Origin of the sequence: Desulfosporosinus sp. HMP52 (genome assembly GCF_000765145.1) — a bacterium.
GTDB lineage: Bacteria > Bacillota > Desulfitobacteriia > Desulfitobacteriales > Desulfitobacteriaceae > Desulfosporosinus.
Map to the genome: position 1 here is coordinate 17,349 of NZ_JMGA01000011.1, position 15,287 is coordinate 32,635.

16 protein-coding genes, 1 pseudogene and 1 riboswitch are annotated in these 15,287 nt (G+C 39.4%); of the genes and pseudogenes, 11 read left to right on the forward strand and 6 right to left on the reverse strand.

Going from position 1 to position 15,287, the window contains the following annotated elements; all coding sequences use genetic code 11:
- Window positions 1-64: 64 nt before the first annotated feature.
- Window positions 65-164, forward strand: a riboswitch (guanidine-I (ykkC/yxkD leader).
- A gap of 147 nt (window positions 165-311) precedes the next feature.
- Entirely contained in the window at window positions 312-812 is a 501-nt protein-coding gene (locus DP73_RS04000; protein ID WP_034597644.1) for a pyridoxamine 5'-phosphate oxidase family protein, read from the forward strand.
- 119 nt (window positions 813-931) lie between these two features.
- Window positions 932-1,513, forward strand: coding sequence for a Uma2 family endonuclease (locus DP73_RS04005; protein WP_034597645.1), 582 nt, complete (start codon window positions 932-934; stop codon window positions 1,511-1,513).
- 112 nt (window positions 1,514-1,625) lie between these two features.
- Here DP73_RS04005 and DP73_RS04010 read toward each other — a convergent pair whose 3' ends face one another.
- The 3 genes from DP73_RS04010 to DP73_RS04020 form a co-directional block, all read right to left on the reverse strand.
- Window positions 1,626-2,195, reverse strand: a complete 570-nt coding sequence (locus tag DP73_RS04010; RefSeq protein ID WP_034597647.1) for a TetR/AcrR family transcriptional regulator — start codon at window positions 2,193-2,195, stop codon at window positions 1,626-1,628.
- 215 nt (window positions 2,196-2,410) lie between these two features.
- Entirely contained in the window at window positions 2,411-2,848 is a 438-nt protein-coding gene (locus DP73_RS04015; RefSeq protein WP_034597649.1) for a C-GCAxxG-C-C family protein, read from the reverse strand.
- A gap of 297 nt (window positions 2,849-3,145) precedes the next feature.
- Window positions 3,146-3,538 (reverse strand): pyridoxamine 5'-phosphate oxidase family protein, encoded by a 393-nt coding sequence (locus DP73_RS04020; RefSeq protein ID WP_034597650.1) that lies wholly within the window; start codon window positions 3,536-3,538, stop codon window positions 3,146-3,148.
- A 112-nt stretch (window positions 3,539-3,650) separates the two neighbouring features.
- On the opposite strand from DP73_RS04020, the gene DP73_RS04025 reads away from it, so the two are divergent.
- Complete coding sequence (locus tag DP73_RS04025; RefSeq protein WP_034597652.1) at window positions 3,651-3,998, forward strand: helix-turn-helix domain-containing protein; 348 nt, start codon at window positions 3,651-3,653, stop codon at window positions 3,996-3,998.
- Between the two features lie 244 nt (window positions 3,999-4,242).
- Window positions 4,243-5,427 (forward strand): MFS transporter, encoded by a 1,185-nt coding sequence (locus tag DP73_RS04030; protein ID WP_034597654.1) that lies wholly within the window; start codon window positions 4,243-4,245, stop codon window positions 5,425-5,427.
- Between the two features lie 76 nt (window positions 5,428-5,503).
- Here the strand turns inward: DP73_RS04030 and DP73_RS24300 are convergent.
- Window positions 5,504-5,581: pseudogene (locus DP73_RS24300) on the reverse strand (MerR family DNA-binding transcriptional regulator); the annotation flags it as partial.
- Window positions 5,582-5,688: 107 nt separating this feature from the next.
- Here DP73_RS24300 and DP73_RS04035 point away from each other — a divergent pair.
- Both DP73_RS04035 and DP73_RS04040 read left to right on the forward strand, forming a co-directional pair.
- Window positions 5,689-6,465 carry a histidinol-phosphatase HisJ family protein gene (locus DP73_RS04035; protein WP_034597656.1) on the forward strand — a complete coding sequence of 259 codons (777 nt, stop codon included), beginning with the start codon at window positions 5,689-5,691 and terminating at the stop codon, window positions 6,463-6,465.
- 186 nt (window positions 6,466-6,651) lie between these two features.
- The gene (locus tag DP73_RS04040; RefSeq protein WP_034597657.1) at window positions 6,652-8,397 is read left to right on the forward strand and encodes a methyl-accepting chemotaxis protein; all 1,746 of its coding nucleotides are present in this window, start codon (window positions 6,652-6,654) and stop codon (window positions 8,395-8,397) included.
- 169 nt (window positions 8,398-8,566) lie between these two features.
- On the opposite strand, the gene DP73_RS04045 is transcribed toward DP73_RS04040, so the two are convergent.
- Together DP73_RS04045 and hcp are read right to left on the reverse strand one after the other, a co-directional pair.
- Entirely contained in the window at window positions 8,567-9,034 is a 468-nt protein-coding gene (locus DP73_RS04045; protein WP_034597659.1) for a CBS domain-containing protein, read from the reverse strand.
- Window positions 9,035-9,296: 262 nt separating this feature from the next.
- Window positions 9,297-10,583, reverse strand: a complete 1,287-nt coding sequence (hcp, locus tag DP73_RS04050; RefSeq protein ID WP_034597745.1) for a hydroxylamine reductase — start codon at window positions 10,581-10,583, stop codon at window positions 9,297-9,299.
- Between the two features lie 727 nt (window positions 10,584-11,310).
- On the opposite strand from hcp, the gene DP73_RS04055 reads away from it, so the two are divergent.
- The 5 genes from DP73_RS04055 (at window position 11,311) to DP73_RS04075 (ending at window position 15,255) form a co-directional block, all read left to right on the forward strand.
- Window positions 11,311-11,655, forward strand: a complete 345-nt coding sequence (locus tag DP73_RS04055) for a PadR family transcriptional regulator (RefSeq protein WP_034597661.1) — start codon at window positions 11,311-11,313, stop codon at window positions 11,653-11,655.
- Complete coding sequence (locus DP73_RS04060; protein ID WP_034597663.1) at window positions 11,642-12,349, forward strand: permease prefix domain 1-containing protein; 708 nt, start codon at window positions 11,642-11,644, stop codon at window positions 12,347-12,349. The genes DP73_RS04055 and DP73_RS04060 overlap by 14 nt, the downstream gene beginning before the upstream one ends.
- Window positions 12,342-12,872, forward strand: coding sequence for a hypothetical protein (locus DP73_RS04065; protein ID WP_034597665.1), 531 nt, complete (start codon window positions 12,342-12,344; stop codon window positions 12,870-12,872). The genes DP73_RS04060 and DP73_RS04065 overlap by 8 nt, the downstream gene beginning before the upstream one ends.
- Window positions 12,873-12,964: 92 nt before the next feature.
- Complete coding sequence (locus DP73_RS04070) at window positions 12,965-13,447, forward strand: GNAT family N-acetyltransferase (protein WP_034597666.1); 483 nt, start codon at window positions 12,965-12,967, stop codon at window positions 13,445-13,447.
- Window positions 13,448-13,668: 221 nt separating this feature from the next.
- Window positions 13,669-15,255 (forward strand): FAD-dependent protein, encoded by a 1,587-nt coding sequence (locus DP73_RS04075; protein ID WP_034597668.1) that lies wholly within the window; start codon window positions 13,669-13,671, stop codon window positions 15,253-15,255.
- Window positions 15,256-15,287 lie beyond the last annotated feature (32 nt).

Here is a 15,287-nt window from a genome sequence, read left to right on the forward strand (position 1 = left end):
TGGATCAAATAAATATATACTAATGGTTAGGTTTGAAAGAGTTTTGTCTTATAAAAAGTTAATAATTAAAGTTCTCTAGGGTTCCGCAGTTTCAACTGGTCTGTGACCAAGAGAGAACTCACAGTTTTATAGCTGTGTCACGGAAGGACAAAAGCCTGGGAGATATCAAGATGGTATCTTTCAGGTTTTATTTTTGTAATGAAGGTTAAAACATGGCTTTGATCCCCGATTCGTACACAACAAAAGAGCAATCCAGCTTACCTAAAGCATAGTTGGATGGAATTTAAGTTAATGAAAGTGAGGGTAAATTAATGTTTAGAGAAATGAGAAGAGGTAAGCAATTATTATCAACAGAAGACACCGTAGCTGTAATGGATAGATGCACAAATGGTGTCCTGGCGTGTTTAGGTGATGACGATTATCCTTACGCAGTTCCACTTAGCTATGTCTATCTGAATGACAAAATCTATTTTCATTCAGCCAAAGCCGGACATAAAATAGATGGTATGACGAAGAACCCAAAGGTATCTTTTTCAGTAATAGATGAAGATACGATAGTAAGTGAAAAATTCACTTCTTATTTTCGCAGCGTTATCGCTTTTGGAAAAGCTAGAATTGTAGAAGGTGGTGAAAGGATTGAAGCTTTTGAGGCTTTAGTTGAAAAGTATTCAGCAAATCAACCTGAAGAAGCCAAGCATAAGGAAATATCCGGATGTACGCAATCCTCTATGGTTGCAATTGACGTCGAGCACATAACTGGCAAGGAAGCTATTGAATATGTTAACGCTAAAAGATTAAGTGTGATGAACTGAAATTGAAAATCTTATCTAACTAATTCAAAAGGAAGTTGAAGAGGATATCAATAGAATCTATAAGTCAATTTGTGTTATAATATGGTAATACCATCAATCTTTGCAGATGAGGGGTGTTTATGTTGAGCTTAACTGAACCTCAAGCCATTACAATAGCCGAATATAACAAACTCAGAGAAAATTCCGAGAGTAGATTGGAATACATTGATGGGATTGTGTATATGACTCCATCTCCTTCGACGAAACATCAAAGGATTTCCAGTAGATTACATGCAAAGTTATTCAATTTCCTTGAAGGAAAAGAATGCGAAGTGTTTCCTGCACCCTTTGACATTGAACTTAGGACAGATGATGACCAAGGGGATCAGTCTGAAAAAACCAAGGTTGTTATTCCGGATTTATCAGTTATCTGTGATAAAACGAAACTGGCCGAAAATAAGTATGTTGGTTCACCTGAACTCATCATTGAAATATTATCTCCATCAAATCAAGCTCATGATCTCGTTAAAAAACTCAATTTATATATGCAACATGGCGTTAAAGAATATTGGATTGTCAATCCTCTTTTGAATACTGTACAAATCTATGTTTTAAATGGGGAAGGGCAGTATCACCAATTAGAGGTATTGAAGGAAACAGGGACAGCCCATTCCGAGGTTTTGAAGGGATTTAGTATAAATCTTGAAGACTTACTTAAATAAGTGGATAAAAGGATCTACCGTTCGAGCAAAGGCCATTGGTGCTAAATTTTATAAGAATAAGAACAAGCCACCGTTTAACCAAAAACGGTGGCTTATATAGTTAGTAGATGTGCTATTTTTTCTCCGTTAGTCCCTCCAGAAATAAATCTAACTTGTACTCAAGGTTCTCCTGGAAAGGGATTTGTGAACGGCTGGTTATAGCGGATTGGATCAGGCCCATGAACATCTCTGTTACCATTTCAATTGGAATAGTGACTCTAAATTCTCCTTTTTCTTGCCCCTCCCGAATAACACTTACTAAAAAATCTTTAAACTCCGGACCATGGGGCGGTTGTATTGGTGATAGTGACTGGTTACGGTATACTTTAAATAATTGTTGATTCTCTTCAAATATCTTACCTAAAATCAATAAAAGCTGAGAGATTTTTTGTGGGGGATTAGCCGATGATTGGTTCAGTTCTTCCAGCGACCTTTTAACCTCACTGATTTTCTCAGCTAGGGCATATTTGAGAATGTCTTCTTTAGATTGAAAATAGTTATAAAAAGTACCTATACCAAAGTCAGCACCTTCCATAATTTCAGCCACAGTTGTTTCCTCAACGCCTTTTTCTATGAACAGTTTAATTGCCACATCAACAATCGATTTCTGCACCTGCAGTTTTTTCCTTTGTCTACGATCCATTAAGTCCTCCGTAAGCTTATCTCCAATAAAGCTAATTCAACAATGAATTTATTCATTGATAATTATAGACAGTTATTCAATCATCGTCAAATGTTAGCATAACCCTTCTATAGCCTTTGAGTATGGATAGTAAAATCTTGTGGAGGCATTAAAAATGCATACCTATGTAGTAGAATTTGTCAGGTATGCATTTTCAAATTATCATTGAGGTATTATTACCAAATTTCTTCTACAAACTGTACGGAATCCCTAATTACGTTATTACATATTTTGTCAAATATCCCTGACTCATGGGCAAGTTTAACATTTTCCGGCTTTGTAAAATCTAAACCCGTAAGATCTTTGCAGGTATAACATCCATGCTTTGCTTTAATTTTCTCGATTAGCTCCTGGGTAAGATAGAAAGTTTTCCCTTGAGAGTCTGGGTCGGAGAGGCCCTCATGGTTCCCGTGTTTTAATCCTATGGCTAAAATTCCGCCACTAACAGCCCCACAAATATCACCATGACATGATATTCCTGCACCTAGACCCGTTGAAATCTTTAAGGCTAACTTTTGTTCTAAGCCAAGTTCTTCACTTAGTGCAGCAAAAACAGACTGACTGCATAAAAACCCATTTTTCATCATCATAACAGCCTTTTCAGAAACAGACATATTGTATCCTCCTCAAAATATGAATATGTTCATATTTGTATTATATTCATAAGTCTTAAGACTGTCAATCAAAAATGAATGTATTCATAAATGAAATGAAATGAATCCTTCCTATAGTTGTTTTAGTAATGAAGAACCACCCTAAATCAGCAGTGCCTATTTTGATGATGTGTGTGGTACTTGGAAGTTTAGTTGGGTTTGTAAAAGTGTCTACTTAAGAGCATAAGAGGAATAACAACAAGCCACCGTTCACAGTAAACGGTGGCTTGTAAAGTTTAAGTGGCGTTTAATGGCAACTTAGAACTTAATTATTTTTGGTTCACCGACAAAGGTAGCTATCGTAGCTACTGCATCCTTTAGATACAACACCTGGGTGTTGGGATCTGTTGCGGAATACCGAGACTGAAGTGAAGGATAGCTTTCCAGCATACTTTCCTTTGCTTCAATACGGTCATCCTCTACAGCAACGGCCTGGATACGAATCCACTCTTGCCCATTAAAAGCGCAGATTTCTATTTTGGGATTTGCAGTCATTTGCTTGGAAACGTCCTTTACCTTACCAGTTTGAATATAAAGCTTGCCCTCAAAAATATTGACAGTTCCGAAGGGACGAACTCGTGGTTGATCCCCATCAACTGTAGCTAAGTAATAGGTCTGGCAGTTCTTTAAGAAATCAAAAACTTCTTGCATTAAAGAAATCTCCTTTCAAGTTTATACAACAAATTTATAATAAAAGTCTTGAAATAACAAGTACGATTATTTATCATACATAGTATCTAAAAAGATACTATTAGGAGGGACTATGGAAGCGGAGAAAGATTTATTTGGGAAATGCCCTTATATGACAGCACAGAAGGTTCTATCTGGTAAGTGGTCAATAATGATTCTCTACCATCTCGGAAAAAAGACCATGCGCTTTGGAGAATTGCAGCGGCAGTTGCCTGATTTAACCCAGTCAACGCTGACTAAACAGTTACGCGCTTTGGAGGAGAACGGATTAATTGAAAGAAAGATTTATCCCCAAGTCCCACCAAAGGTCGAATACTCTTTAAGTGATATCGGGATAAAGTTTAAAAAAGTATTGGTTGAATTGGCAATTTGGGGGGGCGAATACATCGAAACTTTAAAGGATAAAGCAGATAGATCATGAATTATTTATAGCTTTACGCCAATATTGGTAAATTATTCAGCTCTTCTCTGAATTATAGATTCATAGGTTCCTTGACTAAGTAACGGAGTAATTTAGTACAGATAATATGAGAATTAATCACAACTCTTGTGGAGAAGAAGCTTGACTTTTAATCTAGACGAAGGGGTTGATTAGGAGTATTCTAAGATTGGTCGAAATTATCCCATAGAATAGTTTTTTCAATCTGAGAAAGAGGCGCAGTAATTTGAGCAATTTGTATTTGATTTTTTTGAGCATTGGTCATCTCGTTGTGGATTTAGGTCAGGGGATCCTGCCGATTTTAACACCTGTGTTAGCGAAAAGTTTTGATCTCAGCTATTTTCAAGTTGGTATAATCGCCCTTGCGTTTACCTTTAGTTCAGCTATTATCCAGCCGATTTTCGGAGTACTTAGCGACCGATACAGCATGCCCTGGTTAATGCCTGTGAGTCTTTTCCTTTCAGGTTTTGGTTTGGCCATGACAGGTATGGTTCATTCATACGGACTATTGTTGTTGGCGGTGCTATTAAGCGGTATTGGGGTAGCGGGCTATCATCCGGAAGGATCGAAGTTAGCCCATTTTCTCAGCGAGGACAGCAAAGCGGGATCATCAATGGCAATTTTCTCTGTGGGAGGTAATCTCGGCTTTGGTCTTGGTCCTATGCTGGCCGTGTTTGTCTTGAGTTTTGCCGGACTGAAGTCGATTCAAGGTGTTATGATCCCCGGGGCTTTGGCCGCGTTGCTCTTCGTGTTTTTACTGCCTAAATATAAGGCCATCTTGGCAGAAAAAAGCCACAAACAGAAAAAGGCTACAAAACAAACAGTAAAAAGCAAGGTTAGAACCGGAAGCTTAATCTTATTGCTGTTGTATGTAACCATAAGATCATGGATACAATCCGGTCTGGTTTATTTCATTCCATTTTACTTTCCAAGTTTTAGAGGAATTTCTGATCCCGAATATATAGTCAGTATATTTTTAATTGCAGGGGCAGTAGGCACGATTTTGGGCGGGCCTTTTGCTGACCGTTTTGGAGGAAAAAACGGGCTGCTGGTTTCTATGATTGTTAGCCTAATTGCAATCTATCCCTTTTTGCATTTAAACAGCACATTGATTCCTGTTCTGGCTTTTATTGTCGGAGCAGCACTGATTTCGACTTTTTCCACGACTGTGGTGTTCGGACAAAGGTTGCTGCCTAATAATATTGGACTTGCTTCCGGTATGTTGCTTGGTTTTGGAGTCGGTATGGGTTCAATTGGGGTTACCTTACTTGGAGGAATCGCTGACCACTTTGGTCTGCCCTTAACTATAAACATAATCAGTCTCCTGCCAATTCTAGGAATTATCCTGGCTGTTACTCTGCCGGATATTAGAGCACGGGAAGCTGTTGTTGAGCCGAATCCCGCTGCCTAGCAGAAGTCTGTCTCGTATGCAGAAAATGACCTGCCTCTGAAAATTTACCCTTTTCAGAGGCAGGTCTTCGATTGTATAGTTCAATTTGATCATAATATCGAAGGGTTTTGGTTGAGACCTTTCCAATTTTAGAAAACTGTCCGATTGTGTACACATTTCCTCCTCCTTTTTTGTCGACAGTATAAGTATAAACCTTCCAGTTAAGGGTAAAGTCAATACTAATCATTCTTAGTTCAGGAATATAATAATGGAGGACATGCCGTGAAAAAAGCAGATTATCATATACATTCTGATTTCTCTCCGGACTCTACACTTACCATGGATCAAGCCTGTGAGATAGCCATTAGTTTAGGTCTTGAGGAACTTTGTTTCACAGATCACTTTGAAATAGCTGAGGACATAAGAATCGACTATACCAAATACCGACAAGCTGTGTTTAGAGCAAGGGAGCGTTATGGAAAACAACTATCTCTAAAGGTTGGTTTAGAAGTAGGTTTTGATAAATACTCTCAACATCAGATTCAGGAGTACTTAGGAGACAAGGACTTCGATTTTGTGATTGGGTCCTTGCACAGGGCGGAGGGTTTAGATTTATTTAATGGAGACTTTTTTAGAGGAAAAGAACTAAAGGTTGCCTTCAGTGACTACTTCAAGGTTATTCATGAGTCCATTCCCAGCTTCGGTTTTTCTGTATTAGGTCATATAACGCTCATTAAACGTTTCTTCTTACTGCTTAAGGTTAATCCGTCGGATATCGATTGGAGTTATTACGACGAAGAAATACAGGCTATACTGCAGGACTTAATCGCCGGAGGAAAGGGAATAGAACTGAATCTGCGAAATCCCCTGATTGATTTGGATTTCCGAGTCCTTCGCCTCTACAAGGAGTTAGGGGGAGAAATCATCACCTTAGGGACAGATTCTCATCATACAACAAGTATGCATACAATGGAGGAGGGATTTCAAGCTCTTCGGGAAGTAGGCTTCCGATATTATTGCGTTTTTGACCAGTTAAAGCCTCTTTTCGTTTCAATCTAGCTTATTTTAAACATTTGAAGGAATTTTGTAAAACATGTCGAAAGAATTTACATAGTAACGAAGATATTCATTTTTTTAAATCTAAAAAGGAATAGTGAGCAATAGGGCTCTTCATTCAACCCTGGTTACCAGGGTTAAATGAAGAGCTCTTTTTTAATATAGGGAAGATTAAGAGGGGGGAGTTTTTTGAGTAATTGGTTGAAACGTTATCTTGTACTTATCGTATTTTCAGGGGTTATGCTTTCCTTAGGGGTCATGTTTAGGAATAGCAATTTTATTTTTCCGTTGCTTTTAGTTAGTATCGGCGGCTTCATGACTATTTGTCTATTACATATCAGAAAAACCTTCGAGCTATTAGATTACTCTATCGAATATCTAAAACGGGGATCTCTAGGGGATTATATGGTTTTAGAAAAGGGCGTAAAACTGGTTGAGCAGTTAAACGACCAAATAACAGCAATTCTGCAAAGTAATAATTTAGACCGTGAAATGATTATCAATATTCAGAAGAAATTGCTAAGGGAAAATCCTGAATTCATGGCTTTAAGTTCTTTTTGGGAACCCAATGCTTTTGACCAGAGAGACAGCAGTTTCCAAAATATCGATTACTATGATAAAGGTACTTTTACGGCCTATGTTTACCGTGATGAGGATGAAGGCGTTAAGGTCATTAGTCTTGGGGATATCTATAATCAGCCATGGTACACAGGGCCAAAGAAAACCCGCAAAATCACAATAACTGAGCCTTATGAGGAAAATATTAAAGGTAAAAAGATTTTAATGGCCAGTGTTGTTATGCCAATTATTTTTAAGGGTAAGTTCCTGGGGGTTATTCCCACAGACATTGTCTTGAATGAGATTGAAGAAATACAAACAGATGTCGTATTGTATAAAAATAGGTTCCAAAATACACTAACCGAAACAATCGTCACGTGTTTGATCAATAGAAACGATGAGTTTGGTATTCTCGGACAAGCAATCAAAGCGACAAATGTCAATCAAAAACAGATCTTGAATCGGTTGTTGCAAACAACAAACCAGGTTACGGAAACTTCTAAAGGACTAACAGTCATATCACAAGAGTCTGCCAAAGCTGTTGAAGAGATTTCTAAGACAATCGAACAAATTGCCTCCAGTGCAACCACCCAGGCCTTAGAGACAGATAATGGCGTCAATGAGATTACGGAGTTAGGTAAGATTATTGAACTGGATCAACAATATTTGAATGACCTAAATAATTCAGCTGAAACAGTTGAAAGAATGAAAAACGAAGGTATAATCGCTATAACCGAACTAATAGAGCGCACACGAGAAAGAGAACAATATACTGATCGGATAGAAGAAGGAATTATCAAAACGAATGTAAGCGCTGAGAAAATTTATTCTGCAAGTAAACAAATTCAAAATGTTGCAGATCAAACCAATTTGTTAGCTCTAAACGCGGCTATTGAAGCAGCCCGGGCTGGTGAAGCCGGAAGAGGATTTTCCGTTGTGGCAGAAGAAATTCGAAAGCTGGCGGAACAATCAAGCAACTTGACCAGCGAAATTAATTCCGTAATCGATGAGTTACAGTCGAATTCACAAAGTGCCGTAGAAATCATTGGCAAAAGTTCAGTCATTGCTGAGAAGCAAGAAAGCAGTGTTAAGATTACCAGTGAGCGCTTTGAAGGAATAGCCCAAGCCGTAGAACAGACCAAAGAAATTATTGGAAACCTAAATGTATCTGGTCAAAGTATGAAGAAGAAAGAGAATCAACTTATTAACATAGTAAAGAAATTAGATCAAATTGCCGAAGAGAATGCCGCCAGTACACAGCAAGTATCGGCAGCTTCTGAAGAGCAAACAGCATCAATGATCGAAATTGCCAATGCAAGTCAAGGTCTTTCTACTTTAGCTTATGAATTGCAACAGGCTATTAATAAATTTAAGTAAAGCTTTTATTACGAACCAAATTCCGGCCTAGATCCAAAAATACACTAAATATCACAAACCTTATCAAAGAACTATCTTGCATAGTGTGAATAGTCATCCCAAAAAGCAAATACCAGGCCTTCTGAAATTCAGGAAGCCTGGTATTTGCTTTTTCGTTAAAAGAGTACCACTAAGTAAGAGATAATGACCGTTCAGAATTACGATCCTTCATTTTAGGGGTGGGAAAGTAGTGGGAGGAATTTAGAAGGTTTAAACAATACTTAATAATTTCGCTGCGACGGACAATACCAATAAATATTCCGTTATCGTCGACAACAGAGACAAAATTTTGTTCCGTGGCGTAAGAGAAGAGATCTTCCATTTGGGCATCTACGTTAACCGGAATGTTAAACGAATGCCGTTCTATGTCTTTGAGGGGAATCTTTTGGGTATTCATAAAGGTTAGCTCAGGTGAATTTTTCATTTTCCAAAGGAGATCACCTTCTGTTAAAACTCCCACATATTTACCATCATCGTCGATGATAGGTACAGAGGTATACCGATGATATTTCATTCGCTCTAATGCCTGGCGCATGGTTGAATTTATGTTTAAGTGAATAACATCTTTTTTGGGTAAAAGGAAAAATGCAATATTCATTTCAAAACCTCCAATCAGGTTGGATTTACATAATTGCGTTTTGATATTACAAAGGTTACAAATGTAGCGAGAGATAATAAAAATGTACTACTTGTAAAGATATTCACAAGTATAGCCTAACATTTATGGGAACAAAAGTCCATAGAGTAATGGCATGGTAGATATAAAAGTATTCTATGGACTTCTCGAGGTCTGACGACTTAAAAAAAAGCGTGGTCAAGGATTGTCACCCTTGACCACGCTTTATTACTTATAGATTATCCTATTTACCTGCTAACATATTGGGAAGGTCAGTCTTCACATTTCCGGTCAATTGAAGATTGAAGTTATCTTGGAGGACACTCAATACACCAGGAGTAATGAATTCCGGAGCTTTTGGCCCAACGTAGATGTTCTTTACACCTAAGCTAAAGAGTCCCAATAGAATGGCCACGGCTTTTTGTTCAAACCAGGAGAGAACAATAGTTAGTGGAAGGTCGTTGACACCGCAGCCAAAGGCATCTGCTAAAGCTAAAGCAATTTTTACGGCTGAACCAGAATTATTGCATTGACCTAAATCGATATAACGGGGAATTCCATCAATCGTACCAAAATCATGGTCATTAAAACGGAACTTACCGCAGGAAGTTGTTAATATGACACAGTCTTGAGGAAGGGAGAGAGCTAATTCACGATAATAGTCGCCACCTTTTCCTGGTGCATCACAGCCGGCAATAACAAAGAAGCGCTTGATTTTCCCAGCTTTTACGGCTTCAATAATTTGTGGGGCAATACCTAAAACTGTGGTATGGTGAAATCCCGTCAGCAAAGTCTTATTTGATTTGACATCTGCTTTAGGCAAAGACAGAGCCTTTTCAATGATTGGAGTAAAATCGTCATTGGCGATTTTTTCGACTCCCTCCAAACCTGCCACATCGTAGGACCAGAATCGATTGCTATAACTTCCTTTAATCGGCATTACGCAGTTGGTTGTGCCAAGGATTGCTCCGGGAAAAGATTCAAAGAGCTGCCGCTGATCAAACCAAGATTTACCGATATTACCCTTCAAATGCTCATATTTTTTAAGATGGGGATAACCATGTGCCGGCAACATTTCAGAGTGGGTATAAATATTAACGCCTTTGCCCTCGCTTTGTTTTAGAAGCTGTTCTAGGGCAAACAGGTTATGCCCGGTGACTACAATACAATGCCCCTCAATTTTGTCTTCGGAAACGGTCACTGGTGTTGGTGTTCCCAGTAAAGCTGTATGAGCTTGGTCTAAGACATCCATAATCTTGACGGTTGCCGTTCCAACTTTAAGGGCCATGCCAATTGTTTCGGCAAGATTAAAATTTGAGTTGGTTAAGGTTGAATACAACGCTTCATGAGTTATTTTCTCGACTTCCGGGTCGCTATAACCCAGTTGCCGTGCATGTGTGGCGTAGGCCGCTACCCCTTTTAAACCAAAGATTATGGTGTCTTGCAGGCTGGCGATATCCGGGTTCTTACCGCAGACTCCGAATTTAGTGCACCCGCCACTAGGGGTTTGTTCACATTGATAACAAAACATTTGATTGATTTCTTTTGCAGAGGCTGTAACGTTTGGGGATTTACCACCAAATGTGAAAAGATCTTTTAATGACATTGTGTTTTAATCTCCTTTTGTTATGTGACTTATGAATTTATGATACTTTATGAAGAGGGATTAAGCTGTGACTAGTCAGCCCTTTTTTTAGTGCTATAAATCACCTTTGAACTGTTAACTGAATCACAAAACGTGTAGCGGCGCGTGTAGCGGGGACGGTCCTTTTAACACAAGAAATAGTGTTAAAAGGACCGTCCCCGCTACACGTTCTCTGTAGTGGTCAAATTTTGAGAGGGGGAATTCCTGTGGATAATCCATTAGGTACAGTGCCGGTCAGAGCAAAGAATTACGCCCGGGTCAGGGAAGCCTATCTAAAAGCTGCTATGGGAATAGTGTCCCTCCCTTAAACAGTTCGACAAGCTGAGCTTGTTCACTCTTGTCTATAATATACAATTCATCATTCATAAAGAATTCCGTGCTTCGCTGTTAAACTACGTACAAAGAGGTTCAGGGATAAACGGCAGTTAGTCTCACTGTCTGGCCTACCTTATCTCACTCAGGGTTAAATTTAAGGATGTATCAACTTAAGTTTCAGAGTTATTTAGGAATTGCAGGTTAAATTTTTCTTATCTAAATAAAGTCTTGAAATACCTTGATTATCTATGTATATTATACCTAGAAGATCAAGGTATTAATATTAAGGAGGGTTAATGTGAAAATTGATAAAGGTCTGCTCGGAGGAAGCACGCTTTTGTTATTATTGTCGTTACTGGCAGAAAGTGATAGGTATGGGTATGAGATAATCAAAGAGCTTGAACACCGTTCTGACAGTACCTTTCAATTTAAGGAAGGGACACTTTACCCTGTTTTACATAAACTTGAAAATAACGGCTATGTCAGATCATATATGGCCAAAGGGGACGCAGGCAAAGAGCGTAAATATTATCAAATTACAAATCAAGGAAAAAAGCAGCTTGTTGAGGAAAAGAAACAATGGCAAATCTATTCGATGGCAGTCAATAAAGTAATAGGCGGTGACGCCCATGCTTTCGCCTAAGGGGGAGAAGTATATTGAGGATATCTTATCCTATGTTAAATTTTCCTTTGATAGATATGCTATAAAAACTGAACTAGAAAGCCACCTCTTAGACAAAATAGAGGATTACACTAAAGCGGGTCAGGGAGAAGACGCTGAACAGTTAGCTATCACCGATATGGGAGATGCTAAGGAAATCGGTCTTGAACTTAACAAGCAGCATAGTCCCCTCGTTGGTTGGCTTTGGATGATCACGCGATTAGCGGTAGTACTATTGATCATAGTCGATCTTTTCTTTGTGGGATTACCGATTGCCATGTCCTTATTTGATAATAATCCCCTCAAGGATATTGCTAAAGCTAATATTGTGTATAACATCGCGGTGAATAAAACGGTTCAATTGGATGATAGAGTTATCAACTTTCGGAATGTTATATACGAACGAAATGGGAATCTGAATATTATTTATGATTATTATGAGGCCCGGTTCTGGGGGGCTCGGTGGAGTCTAGGAAGTATCGGGATCATTTCCGACAACTTAGGAAACAAGTATTTTGCAGGATCGGGCGGAGGAGGCGAAGGAATAAGGCCAATTCGTAGAAGAACGGTTGAGAATTTTTCCAATGAAGCGGAGACTTTAATTATAGATTATGACCAATACAATCGAAAATACAGAGTCGAAATCCCGTTAAAGGGAGGAATTAAGAATGAGTAGATCCAAGAAAATTGTTAGAAACCTGGTGATTTTTTTAGGATTATGTTTGTTATTTATAACACAAACAGCGCTTTATTTGACTCCTTTATCCGCTCACGAGCATTCTGAACGAAGTTTACATTATGGACCATCAGAGGTAGTTCATGTTGAAGATTTTGACGAAGGGAAATACATTCTTGCCAAATATGACAAATGGTTTTCTTGCAATAGTGTAGAAAGAACCCTCGGTTTCTTTTGGAGATCTGGTGGCGGTTCGAATGGTACAGAAAACGATAAGACTAAAGCTGTTGCTTTTTCCTGGTCGGCGTCATATGAACATTGCGTTGCTTACGGCATTATCAATGATGATCGAGTTAAAAGGATAGAACTTACGCTAAGCAATGGTCAGGTTCTGACCCAAACAAAGTTTTACGACAGGATGTTTTTAATTCTTTGGACTGAAAAGAATGGTAATAATTATTTCGAAAAACTTATAGGGTATGATGCTTCTGATAAAGTAATCTTTGAATCGGAATTACCTTGACGGATATTAACCAAACAACATTTGATATTTACAGAAATTCCGAACATATGTGACTAAAAGTATTTAAATGACACAAAAAGGAGACTGTTAAGATGATTTTTAGACAGGCGCTGCCCCAAGAGATAAATTATATCTTCAGTGAAGGTTTCAAAGAGTGGAGCAAAAACAGGACGTTTGAACAATATTGTTGCGATAATGCCAAGGAAGATGTGTATGGCACAAGATATGTCCTAGACGTCGATAACGAAATTGTCAGCTCACTGATACTATTAAAACTTAAGGATATTGCTGGAAGAAAAGCATTTGGTATTGGGTCTGTATTGACACCAAAAATTCACGCCGGCAAAGGCTATGCAACCAAATTGTTAAAAAACTGCATACAAAAAGAAAAAGAAGACTGCTTCTTTTTCTTATTCTCAGATATAAATCCTGAATTCTATATAAAATTCAATTTTAAGATATTGCCATCAAAATTTCAAAGATATGAAAAAAGTGTTTGCATGGTATATTGCAACGATGTCAACTGGAATGAACTTCTAAATTGTTCAATTGATTCTATTCCGAACTATTTTTGAACATGTTCGGCTGTTGTTAGTTGAATATCAGTTTGCTTCCAATCCTGGGAATAGTGCTTGCTGCTACTCTGCCGGATATTAGAGCACGGGAATCCTCTTCCGAGCCCAATTTCGCTTTATAGAAGATGTGTCTGTAAGGGTATCTAAAGATGAATATTGCTCTTGCGTTTCTTTTCTTTTATAATAGGCTGTTCTAACAAATTCATTTATTGGAGAAAACAATGATCAAAATTACTGACTTAATAGTAGCGCTTACCTATAATTTAAAAATGCTGAAGGCCATTGTGGCCAAAAGGCTACATATAGAGGATAGTCGAATAGAGCACCTCAGTATTCTAAAGCGCACGGTAAATGCAGGTAACAAACAGGATATCCATTTTAATATGACGGTGGTTGTACGCGTTTCTGGAGACGAAAATGAAGTCATTTCAAGAAACAAGCACAAAGATATCTCTAAAGAAATAGAGCAGATTTATACATTACCAAAGAACAAAAAACTGAAAGAGCGGCCTGTGGTTATCGGCTGTGGCCCTGCAGGGATGTTTGCAGCCTTGATTCTGGCCCAAGCAGGGGCTCGACCGATTCTACTGGAGCGGGGACTCGATGTCGATAGCCGCAAGAGAAAAGTGTCAAACTTTTGGCGGACAGGAATTCTTGATACTCAAACAAATGTACAGTTTGGTGAGGGAGGCGCAGGTGCCTTTTCGGACGGCAAGCTGAAAATCGGGCAGAAGAATTCTCGTAAGATGAAAGTGCTCAATGAGTTTGTGCAGGCCGGTGCCCCCCCGGAAATTGTGTATTTAAGTAAGCCGCATATCGGCACCGACCGATTGAATGAAACAGTTAAGCGCCTTAGAGAGCATGTGATAAGTCTTGGGGGCGAGGTTCGCTTTAATGCAACTGTAACAGAGGTATTGATCCAAGACGGACAGGTGACGGGGGTACGCTTTGACGAAAAGGGTCAGAAATCCGAAGTTTCTACAGATAATGTTGTGCTGGCCATTGGACATAGCGCCCGGGATACATTTAAGAGTTTGCTGGATAGCGGCGTCTATATGGAACAAAAGCCTTTTGCGCTGGGAGTGCGTATTGAGCACCCCCAAGCGATGATCGACAAGATTCAGTACGGCGGCTTCGCCGGGCACCCTCAACTGGGCGCAGCTGATTACAAAATGGTCGTGCATCTGCCAAACGGAAGAGGGGTTTATACTTTCTGCATGTGCCCGGGAGGAACAGTTGTTGCGGCAACGTCAGAGGAAAACCGACTGACTACGAACGGAATGAGCGTATTCGCGCGAGACGGTAGAAATGCCAATACAGCGCTCTTGGTGACTATCGGGAAGAATGACTTAGACAACGATGATCCGCTTGCCGGTTGCGCTTTTCAGCGCAGAATAGAGACAGCGGCCTTTGAAGCGGGTGGCGGAGGATATAAAGCACCAGTCCAAAGGTTGGAAGATTTTCTGCAAAAGCGTAAAACAACAGCTTTTGGGGATGTCCTGCCTACCTATTTGCCCGGAACGGAGTTTGCGGAGCTGGATTCCTTTTTACCGGACTTTATCACTGATTCGCTGCGGCAAGCAATCTTAGAGATGGATCTTTGGATGCCCGGCTTTGCCTATCCGGATGCACTGCTGACGGGAGCCGAGACCCGCAGTTCTTCCCCGGTGCGTATTACCAGAGGGGACAGCCTAGAGGCGATTGGTATCAAAGGCCTCTATCCCTGTGGGGAAGGAGCAGGATACGCTGGAGGGATCATATCAGCTGCAGTGGACGGATTGCTTTGTGCAGAACAGATTCTGAGATGATTGAGTTGATGAGCGCAACAGGCGGCAATCAG

What these genes read in the sequence shown, in the direction of transcription:
- DP73_RS04000 (WP_034597644.1), top strand. Translation starts at nt 312, where the DNA reads ATGTTTAGAGAAATGAGAAGAGGTAAGCAATTATTATCAACAGAAGAC.
- DP73_RS04005 (WP_034597645.1), top strand. Translation starts at nt 932, where the DNA reads ATGTTGAGCTTAACTGAACCTCAAGCCATTACAATAGCCGAATATAAC.
- DP73_RS04010 (WP_034597647.1), bottom strand. Translation starts at nt 2,195, where the DNA reads ATGGATCGTAGACAAAGGAAAAAACTGCAGGTGCAGAAATCGATTGTT.
- DP73_RS04015 (WP_034597649.1), bottom strand. Translation starts at nt 2,848, where the DNA reads ATGTCTGTTTCTGAAAAGGCTGTTATGATGATGAAAAATGGGTTTTTA.
- DP73_RS04020 (WP_034597650.1), bottom strand. Translation starts at nt 3,538, where the DNA reads ATGCAAGAAGTTTTTGATTTCTTAAAGAACTGCCAGACCTATTACTTA.
- DP73_RS04025 (WP_034597652.1), top strand. Translation starts at nt 3,651, where the DNA reads ATGGAAGCGGAGAAAGATTTATTTGGGAAATGCCCTTATATGACAGCA.
- DP73_RS04045 (WP_034597659.1), bottom strand. Translation starts at nt 9,034, where the DNA reads ATGAATATTGCATTTTTCCTTTTACCCAAAAAAGATGTTATTCACTTA.
- hcp (WP_034597745.1), bottom strand. Translation starts at nt 10,583, where the DNA reads ATGTTTTGTTATCAATGTGAACAAACCCCTAGTGGCGGGTGCACTAAA.
- DP73_RS04060 (WP_034597663.1), top strand. Translation starts at nt 11,642, where the DNA reads ATGCTTTCGCCTAAGGGGGAGAAGTATATTGAGGATATCTTATCCTAT.
- DP73_RS04065 (WP_034597665.1), top strand. Translation starts at nt 12,342, where the DNA reads ATGAGTAGATCCAAGAAAATTGTTAGAAACCTGGTGATTTTTTTAGGA.
- DP73_RS04070 (WP_034597666.1), top strand. Translation starts at nt 12,965, where the DNA reads ATGATTTTTAGACAGGCGCTGCCCCAAGAGATAAATTATATCTTCAGT.
- DP73_RS04075 (WP_034597668.1), top strand. Translation starts at nt 13,669, where the DNA reads ATGATCAAAATTACTGACTTAATAGTAGCGCTTACCTATAATTTAAAA.